This is a genomic window from Nostoc sp. 'Peltigera membranacea cyanobiont' 232 (assembly GCF_002245985.1).
Taxonomy (GTDB): domain Bacteria; phylum Cyanobacteriota; class Cyanobacteriia; order Cyanobacteriales; family Nostocaceae; genus Nostoc.
Window position 1 is genome coordinate 1 of sequence record NZ_NOLK01000325.1, and the last position, 3,179, is coordinate 3,179.

Below are 3,179 nucleotides of genomic sequence, written 5' to 3' on the forward strand. Positions count from 1 at the left end.
TCTAATGCATTCAGGGCAATACGACGTAGTAAAGCAAAGTTTTGTGGGCTGTGCAGAGAACGAATTCGGGACTCATCCTCATGAAAGGTAACATCTAATGTCCAATGAACAGAATTTTCTATTCCCCTCTGCTCCATCAAACGCCTGAAGCTTGTGAGAAATACGGGTTTAAAGCGATGTCTACGACGGGCTACGCCTACGGTAGGTAACTGGTTACTACAATTTTCCTATCAATAATATTATGTAGATAAGCTAAACCAAAGCTATTTAGTCTATTAGCCACATCACCAAATATCTGCATAGGATTGCGATCGCACCAGTAGGGCGAGGTAGTATATACGCACGAGTCCTTTGACACCGCCGAAAAGCTTACCCTTTGATGACTAAGCCCTGGTAAATTGTTCCAAGTATTCTTTGCCCGTCGTAGACATCGCTATATTTGCACATAGCTTCCTTAATAGTGCCTGGAATAAATACCAACTTTACAGGTAAAAATCAGAAAAGTGTATAGACAACTACAATACTTGCTACCAACTAGGTGGTAAATTTTACGACTGATAAAGAATTAAAAAGCGATGAACTTAACACCCAGTGAGTTAGAACGCTATCACCGCCAAATGATGCTTCCCAATTTTGGAGAGGCAGCACAAAAGCGCTTGAAGTCTGCAACGGTTTTGGTTACAGGTGTAGGAGGATTACGCGGTACATCAGCGCTATATTTGGCAGTAGCGGGTGTTGGGCGGCTAATCCTAGTTCGGGGTGGTGACTTACGGCTGGATGATATGAATCGTCAGGTTCTAATGACAAATGATTGGGTAGGTAAGCCAAGAGTATTCAAAGCCAGAGAAACTCTGCAAGCTATTAATCCTGATATTCGGGTGGAAGCAGTTCATGATTACGTTACAAAAGAGAATGTAGACTCTTTAGTGCAATCTGCTGATATAGCTGTTGATTGTGCCCACAACTTCACAGAGCGGAACTTACTCAATGAGGCTTGCGTGCGCTGGCAAAAACCAATGGTGGAAGCTGCAATGGACGGAATGGAAGCTTACCTGACAACCATTATTCCTGGTGTCACTCCTTGTCTATCATGCTTGTTTCCAGAAAAGCCGGATTGGAATCAGCGTGGGTTCGCGGTTCTCGGTGCTGTTTCTGGGACACTAGCTTGTCTTAGTGCATTAGAGGTAATAAAGCTGATTACTAAGTTTAGTCAACCCCTATTGTCACAACTGCTGACAATTGACTTGATGCGAATGGAATTTGCCAAACGACATTCTTATCGCGATCCTTCTTGTCTGATGTGTAGTAGCCGTTCTTGCTCGGAAAATTCGTAAATAGTTGTATAGTCGTAGCGATCGCTCTATGAGCGGATCGCCACAACTTATCTACTCATTTCGAGCTATTCTGTAGCAATTATGACATCCGACGCTTTAATCACAGCGATCGCTTGTTTTCCCTCTTGAAGTTGGAGATGCTCTACTGATTCCTTGGTAATAATTGCAGTTACTTCCACCCCAGGCCCAATTTCTAATATGACCTCAGAGTTGACTGCTCCTGCGTGAATTTTCTTAATAGTTCCTTTTAAGGAATTACGAGCGCTAACTTCCATATTTTGATCCTCCCTAGTTATAAGATAATTCTGAACTGAGTAATACTAACAACTATGAGATTGTTGGATTATCCTCATTTAGTGAGATATCTTCAGCCTTACAGAATAACTTAAATATCAGACTGGTATTAGAAAATGAACTCTCCGTTGTAGGTATCTTTAATCAGACGGGTTTTCAGAAATATTTTGGTTTCAAAGGAGAAGGAGGAGCAGATAATATGACGATATTTGTCACATTACTAATGTAACGACCTCCAGCTTTGTCACCTGGAACTACTAAACGAGCAAATCCTTCATCTGTTAAAGGCACGACGTTACCATCACTACCTTTTTTTGCAAATGCAACTAGCACTGTTTTCCCTTCAAAGTTAGGTTGAATTTCACCAATAGCTACGACTGCACCATAGCAATCTGTGGCATCAACTAGAACATATTGCCTCAGAAAAGAGTTTTTACTATTTACCCCAGAATTCCCAGGTTTTAGACCACCTCCGGCTTTCGGATTATTAATCAATTCCCATAGGGGGACTCCATAGTATGTTTCTGTTCGTGGCCCTGAGCCGGTTTGAAAGCTCACAGTAACTTCAGTAACTAATGCTGGATTTTGTTTTTTTAAAGCATCTTGTAAATTTCGCAGTTTTTGCAAATTATAAGTGGCTGGATTATTGAGTTCTCCACCCAAGCGAAAACTTTGCGAATCACCTCCAAGACACTTATTTTTATTCCAGACAGAAGGTGTTTTTTCTTCTTTTTCTGAGGGAAGACTACCTCTTGAGTCAGCTAAAGTAGGCTGCCATAAAACCAGTATCGATAGCATTAAAGACGCAATGGGTATCGTGCGGGTAAAACGCATAAAATATTTCTCCGTTTACTATTGAATATTGAAAAAACTAGATTGTTTTGCTCAAAGCTGTTTGTTTACCAGAAATTAGTATCGTTATCGCCAAAATTGAGCAATTTGACAATAGATTCTGTTAGATAAAAATAAAAACGGTTCTATCGTTAAACTTTCAACTCCTTACCAAACGCTACTAAATAGCTAGTTTTTAATAACTCATATTAAAAACTAATAAATCCTAACGCCAAAGTTAGCCGCAAACCTCTTGTTAGATTTGCGTTTTTCCAAATGGATAAGTATATCTGTGTAATCTAATGAAGATAATACCAACTTATTGAGTAAGATACCAACTAATATAGTAATCAAACACGAACAAAATTAATTTTTATTTCTTTTTAAAATAGTTAAGCTTAATATTGTATAGAAACTAAGCTGTCGTTATTTACCTTATAAATAGGTAACTATCAAGTTAATAAACTCTTTATAAGTGAGACTCACCTGTAAATTGGAAAACTGTCCGAGTTATGGGGAAGGGTTGTAAGTAGGTGGTTACAATTAAATATAAGATAGAGAAGGTCTAAAAAACAGGTACTACGAGATGTCTCCTCCATTGCGAGTTAGATTAACAGATTTAGAAGATTTGACGCTTTTGGAGTTGCGGTCAGCGACAACAGTTCCTCAACGAACAAGAGATCGCGCCCACATAATTCGATTAAATGCCCAAGGATGGAA

At 39.3% G+C, this 3,179-nt stretch carries 3 protein-coding genes and 1 pseudogene; 1 reads left to right on the forward strand and 3 read right to left on the reverse strand.

The features are described 5' to 3' along the window. Window positions 1-122: pseudogene (locus tag CDG79_RS41885) on the reverse strand (ISAs1 family transposase); the annotation flags it as partial. A 453-nt stretch (window positions 123-575) separates the two neighbouring features. Between CDG79_RS41885 and CDG79_RS39820 the strand changes: the two are divergent. Next, window positions 576-1,334: a HesA/MoeB/ThiF family protein gene (locus CDG79_RS39820; RefSeq protein WP_094346954.1), complete on the forward strand. Its 759-nt coding sequence runs from the start codon at window positions 576-578 to the stop codon at window positions 1,332-1,334. 65 nt (window positions 1,335-1,399) lie between these two features. Here the strand turns inward: CDG79_RS39820 and CDG79_RS39825 are convergent, their stop codons facing one another. Both CDG79_RS39825 and CDG79_RS39830 read right to left on the reverse strand, forming a co-directional pair. Beyond that, the gene (locus tag CDG79_RS39825; protein ID WP_094346955.1) at window positions 1,400-1,609 is read right to left on the reverse strand and encodes a TOBE domain-containing protein; all 210 of its coding nucleotides are present in this window, start codon (window positions 1,607-1,609) and stop codon (window positions 1,400-1,402) included. A gap of 175 nt (window positions 1,610-1,784) precedes the next feature. Then, window positions 1,785-2,462 carry a hypothetical protein gene (locus CDG79_RS39830; RefSeq protein ID WP_094346956.1) on the reverse strand — a complete coding sequence of 226 codons (678 nt, stop codon included), beginning with the start codon at window positions 2,460-2,462 and terminating at the stop codon, window positions 1,785-1,787. Window positions 2,463-3,179 lie beyond the last annotated feature (717 nt).